Genomic DNA, 5,369 nt, shown 5'->3' with positions numbered 1-5,369 from the left:
AGGAGTGCCCGGTCGACTGTATTTATGAAGGTGCACGAGCGTTATACATCAATCCGGATGAGTGCGTGGATTGCGGTGCCTGCAAATCGGCTTGCCGGGTCGGTGCGATCTACTACGAAATCGATCTGCCGGAATACGAGCGGCAACATCTGGCTGACAACGCCGCCTTCTTCCATGACACGCTTGCCGGCCGCGCGGCCCCACTCGGCTCGCCCGGGGGTGCCGCCGGCTTTGGTCCGGTGGGCGTCGACACGCCGCTGGTCGCCGAAATGCCGCAACAGGTTTCCTGATAAACCGGCGCGCACTTGAAGGTCCCTGGGCCCAGGGAGTTGTGACTTCTGCCCCTCCCCGCTAACGCGCCGACGAAGCAAAGTGTATGTCATGGAATACTTGTCGACTCTTGACGCAGGTTTCCTCGAAGGCGAGGGCACGGATCCGCAGTTCAGCATGACAAGTATTGCGCATGCATCCACTCGATGTGCTGCGAATGGTTGAGCTGGGGAGGAGTAATTATGTCGTCGCTGCAAGAACTCGAGGTGCTCGACCGCAAGCAGTGCCTACAGCTGCTGCGGACGGTCCCAATGGGTCGTCTGGTGTTCACCGAGCACGCCCTGCCCGCAGTCCAGCCGGTGGAATTCCGGTGGTGGAAGGGCGACGTGGTGATCCGGATTGCCGACCCGGCGATGCTGGCCGCCGCGTCAGGCAATCGCGTTGTGGCCTTCGAGACCGACGAGTTGGATCCGGACTTGCACTGCGGATGGAGTGTCACCGTCATCGGGCACGCACAGGTGCTCACCGATGTGTCCGATTTGATTGAGCTATCGGGGATTTTCTCGCGGCCGTGGATCGGAGGTCGGCACGATTATTTTGTGCGGATTCGAACCGAGAAGGTAACGGGGTGCCGGCTCTGGCCGGAAGCCGACGATCGGCAGTCGGTCCTCAGCGGTTGAGCTCGGCGACTATCAGGTCGACCAAGTCGGGCACCGCGGCGGCAACTGCCGGAGACAGCCCCACGCCGTGATTTGTGTCGGCGATGTCGACAGTGAAAACCATCAACTCGTCAGGCATCTGGTCTAGGACTTGTCCCAGCGCACAGGTCTGCGCCAGCCCGAGCACATGCGAACTCACCGCGGCAGTGATTTCCAGGTCGGGCCCTGCCCAGCGCCGAATGCGGCCGGGAGCCGAATTCGCCCCTGCCGCAGCGTCAACCACGATGGCACGCGCGGCGCCCGTCCAGGCGTCCAGTAATCCAGCGGGTTCGCTGATCCCGCTCACCACGCGCACGCCGACAAGGTCGCGTTCTGCGATCCGTCGAGCAACCGTGAGACCGACGCCGTCGTCGCGGCGAAAGTCATTGCCAATTCCGATGACAACTGCGTTTAGAGTCAACGACGCTCGACCGTCAGCGTGAGAAAATGTGCCGAACATGAAATGCAGGGGTCGTAGTTGCGGATTGACCGCTCGCACAGCGACGTGAGCGTCGTGTCGTCCAGCGACAGGTTCACGGCCACCAGCTGAGCCATGTCGTGTTCGATCGCAGCCTGGTTCTGAGAGGTGGGCGGCACGATTGTGGCCGTCTTGATCAGGCCGTCGTCGCCGATCTCATAGCGATGGTAGAGCAGCCCCCGTGGGGCCTCGCTGACGCCGTGGCCCACACCTGCCTGGGCCGGCACCTCGACGAACGGTCGGGATGGCTGTTGATATTCGGCGATGAGGCGCAGCGACTCTTCGATCGCATAGACCACCTCGACCGCTCGAACAACGATGCTGCGGAACGGATTACGACACTCGGCGCCGAGGCCTGCCTGCGCCGCCGCTTGCTGCGCGATCGGCGATAGCGCAGCCGAGTTCAGCGAGTACCGCGCAAGCGGCCCAGTCAGGTGGCGACCACCGTCCAGGGTGGCGTGCAAGGCGGTGGAGTGCGCCACCTGCGACTCGACCACATGGTCCAGGAAGTCGGCTACCGGAAACGCGGGCCCAGCGCTGCGCGAAATAGCCCCGTTCTCGATGGCGTACCGGTCAGGATCCGTCAGCGAGAGCAGCTCGTGATCGAATTCGATTTCGGGGAAATCGAATTCGGCGACTGCTCGAACGGTGTACAGGGCATCGTCCATGGCCCTTCGTAGCATCTCGACCAGGGGCTTGAGCTCGTCGCGTGAGGGCACCGAGTAGAAACCGCCCAGTCGAAGGTTGATCGGGTGAATGGCCCGGCCGCCGAGCTGTTGCATCAACCGATTGCCGGCCTTCTTCAACGCCAGGCCCCGTTCGACGAACTCGCGACGATCTTTGGCGAGGCTGATCGCGTCCGGATAGCCGAGAAAGTCCGGAGCATGCAACAGATAAATATGCAGCACATGGCTGTGGATCCACTCACCGCAATACAGCAATCGTCGAAGCGCCGCCAGTTCGGGATCGATGGTTACTCCGCACGCCTCCTCGATCGCGTTGCATGCGCTTACCTGATAGGCGACCGGGCAGATGCCACAGACCCGCGCGGTGATATCCGGCGGCTCGGTGTAGGCCCGCCCGCGCAGGAAGGCCTCGAAGAACCGCGGTGGCTCGTAGATCTTCAGCTCGGCGCTGTGCACGGCGTTGCCGGTCAACGTGACTCGCAGCGCGCCTTCGCCTTCGACACGGGTCAGTGCGCTGACTCCGAGCGTGCGCGTCTCTGGGTTCACCGGTCGTTCCTCTTGGTAGTGAAAGTGCTGACGTTGAACGTTGAGAACACGTGTTCGACGTCGCCGCTGGACATCCCGTCGCGGCGCAGCAGCGGGATGAGCGCGGCGCTATTGGGGGTGGCAGCCGGACCGAAGCAGCCGTAGCACCCGCGGTGATATGACGGACACAACGCCCCGCATCCAGCGTGGGTCACCGGCCCTAGACACGGGATACCATCTGCGACAAGGACACACGTCACTCCGCGCATCTTGCATTCGGTGCACACCGTCTTGGCCGGCAGTCGCGGTTTGCGTCCGACCAGCAGTGCGGCAAGCGTATCGAGCAGCTGGCCGCGGTCGATCGGGCAGCCCTGCAGTTGGTAGTCGACCGCGACGTGCGACGACGCCGGTGTCGATGTGGCAAGTGTGGCAATGTATTCCGGGCGGGCGTAGACCACCGACGCGAATTCGTCGATGTCGGCGAAGTTTCGTAGGGCCTGCACACCGCCCGCGGTGGCGCAGGCACCGATGGTCACCAGGATCTTGGACTGCTCGCGGATCTCTTTGATGCGCCGCACATCGGCCGGCGTGGTGATTGAGCCCTCGACCAGCGACACGTCGTAGGGTCCGCCGACCACCGCGCTGGAGGCTTCCAGGAAGGTGCTGATTTGCACCTGCTCTGTGATCGTGAGCAATTCGTCTTCGCAGTCCAGCAGGGTCAACTGACAGCCGTCGCAGGAGGCGAATTTCCAGACGGCCAACGTGGGTGCGCTCATTTACAGCTCCTTGACCTGCAGTAACGGCGCGGCGACGTCGTAACCGACGACTGGGCCGTCGCGGCACAGCAATAGCGGGCCGAGCTGACAATGCCCGCACCAGCCGATCCCGCATTGCATGTTGCGCTCCAGCGAGACGCGAATATCGTTGGCGGCCAAACCATGTTCCATCAATGCCAGTGCACTGAATCGCATCATCGGCTCCGGTCCGCAGATCATGGCGGTGGTGCGTCGCGGGTCGAGCGTCAGCCGGCGCAATGGCTCGGTCACCAGCCCGATCTGCCACGGCCAATCCGGCCCCGCCGCGTCGACGATCAGTTCGGCGTCGAGATGTGGGTTTTGTGTCCACCCTTCGGCCTCGCCACGGAACAGAAACTGTTCTGGTGTTCGCGACCCGGCAACCAGCAGCACCCGACCGAAGCGTGACCGCTGGGCCAGCGCTTGCACTATCACCGGCCGCACCGGGGCAAGCCCGCACCCGCCGGCGACTATCACCAGATCCCGCCCGGCGCACGATTCCAGACCCCAATCGGTGCCGAACGGCCCGCGCACTCCGACGACCGCGCCCGCGTCGGCGTCATGGAGCGCCTTGCTGACCGCCCCGACCGATCGAATGGTGTGAGCGATCGCTCCGTCGGCGCTGGACGGGACACCGCTGACCGACATGGCGATCTCACCGACGCCGAAGGCGTACAACATCATGAACTGGCCCGGCAGTGGTGACGCCACCCGTTGTTGGATTGGGTCCAGCCAGATGGTTGCCGACTCGAAGTTCTCTGCGCTCCTTGCTCGCACTCGATAAGGGACCGGGGCCATTGCAGAGGACGCAGCCGGCCACGCTGCAACATCAGTCATCGGCGTCTCCCGGATCCGGCCTTTCGCGCCAGCGATCATCGGCCAGCCCAGCCAGCGCGTTCATCTCCTCGGTGATGTCAATTCCCGTGGGGCACCATGCGATACAGCGTCCACATCCGACGCAACCGGTGCTGCCGAACTGATCATGCCAGGTGCCCAGCTTGTGCGTTATCCAATGCCGGTAGCGTGACTCAGCCGATTGGCGCACGGTGCCGCCGTGGATGTAGGTGAAGTCAAATTCGTAGCAGGACGCCCAGTTCATCCAGCGCTCGGCGTGATCGCCGGCGAGGTCGGTGACGTCCTCGGTGCTGGTGCAGAAACAGGTGGGGCACACCATGGTGCAGTTCCCGCACGTCAGACACCGACTCGCGACATCTTCCCAGCGCGGTGATTCGCGCGAAACCATCAGCAGTTCGCGCAGGTCGCCGTCCGGCATCTGCCGACCCATGTTCTCGGCTGCTGCACTGACAGCGCTTCGCGCAGAGTCGATTTCATCCTGCTCAGCATCTCGGTGGGGTAGCGCAGCCAACACTTCGGATCCGGCGTCGCTGCCCACGTCGACCAGGTAGCGGCGCCCATCGGCATCGATGCGTTCGGTGAGCGCCAGGTCGTAGCCTGGACCGACTTCGGGTCCGGTTCCCATCGAGGCGCAAAAGCACAGTCCGCCCGGCTCGGTGCAGTTGACGGCGACAACGAAGATGCGCCTTAACCGGCCGACGAACCCTTGGTCCGGATGTGTGCCGACACCCAGGACGCCGTTGAGGATCTTGATCGCCGACAAGTCGCACGCTCGTACCCCGATGAATGCGTAGCGCGGTTGCTCTTCGGGTTGGGTTTCGTCTGAAGACCACACCCGCTGCCTGGGTGGGTGCAGGAATTGCTTCCACGACTGCGGGCCGGCCGAATGACCGAACAGCGCGTCGTCGTCGCGGCGGCGAAGTCGATACCGTCCTGGAGCGACATCGACCCCCCAACCTTGCGGTAGATCATCGGCGGAGGTCAGCTCGGCCAGCACAATTGCGTTGTCGGACAGCGTGGGCCCAACCACCCGGTATCCGCGCTCGATCAACGTTGACACAAG

7 protein-coding genes are annotated in these 5,369 nt (G+C 63.6%); 2 read left to right on the top strand and 5 right to left on the bottom strand.

Annotation, left to right across the window (positions count from 1 at the left end; genetic code table 11):
* Together VEI45_RS17915 and VEI45_RS17910 are read left to right on the top strand one after the other, a co-directional pair.
* The coding region (locus tag VEI45_RS17915; protein WP_324855600.1) for a ferredoxin family protein at positions 1-290 on the top strand (290 nt) is incomplete at its 5' end.
* 222 nt (positions 291-512) lie between these two features.
* Entirely contained in the window at positions 513-950 is a 438-nt protein-coding gene (locus VEI45_RS17910; RefSeq protein ID WP_324855597.1) for a pyridoxamine 5'-phosphate oxidase family protein, read from the top strand.
* Here the strand turns inward: VEI45_RS17910 and VEI45_RS17905 are convergent.
* From VEI45_RS17905 to VEI45_RS17885, 5 genes are all read right to left on the bottom strand, one after another.
* A complete protein-coding gene (locus VEI45_RS17905; RefSeq protein ID WP_324855595.1) occupies positions 940-1,389 on the bottom strand; it encodes a hydrogenase maturation protease in 450 nt (149 codons plus the stop codon). The genes VEI45_RS17910 and VEI45_RS17905 overlap by 11 nt on opposite strands.
* Positions 1,386-2,678, bottom strand: coding sequence for a Ni/Fe hydrogenase subunit alpha (locus VEI45_RS17900; protein WP_324855593.1), 1,293 nt, complete (start codon positions 2,676-2,678; stop codon positions 1,386-1,388). The genes VEI45_RS17905 and VEI45_RS17900 overlap by 4 nt, the downstream gene beginning before the upstream one ends.
* A complete protein-coding gene (locus tag VEI45_RS17895; RefSeq protein ID WP_324855591.1) occupies positions 2,675-3,433 on the bottom strand; it encodes an oxidoreductase in 759 nt (252 codons plus the stop codon). Before VEI45_RS17895 ends, VEI45_RS17900 begins: the two co-directional genes overlap by 4 nt.
* Complete coding sequence (locus tag VEI45_RS17890; RefSeq protein WP_324855589.1) at positions 3,434-4,288, bottom strand: FAD/NAD(P)-binding protein; 855 nt, start codon at positions 4,286-4,288, stop codon at positions 3,434-3,436.
* On the bottom strand, positions 4,281-5,369 hold a 1,089-nt coding region (locus VEI45_RS17885), incomplete at its 5' end, for a 4Fe-4S dicluster domain-containing protein (protein ID WP_324855587.1). The genes VEI45_RS17890 and VEI45_RS17885, both read right to left, overlap by 8 nt.

The organism is Mycobacterium sp. (assembly GCF_035623875.1).
Classification (GTDB): domain Bacteria; phylum Actinomycetota; class Actinomycetes; order Mycobacteriales; family Mycobacteriaceae; genus Mycobacterium.
Note: the sequence above shows the minus strand (reverse complement) of the source record. Positions and strands in the feature narration are given on the sequence as shown.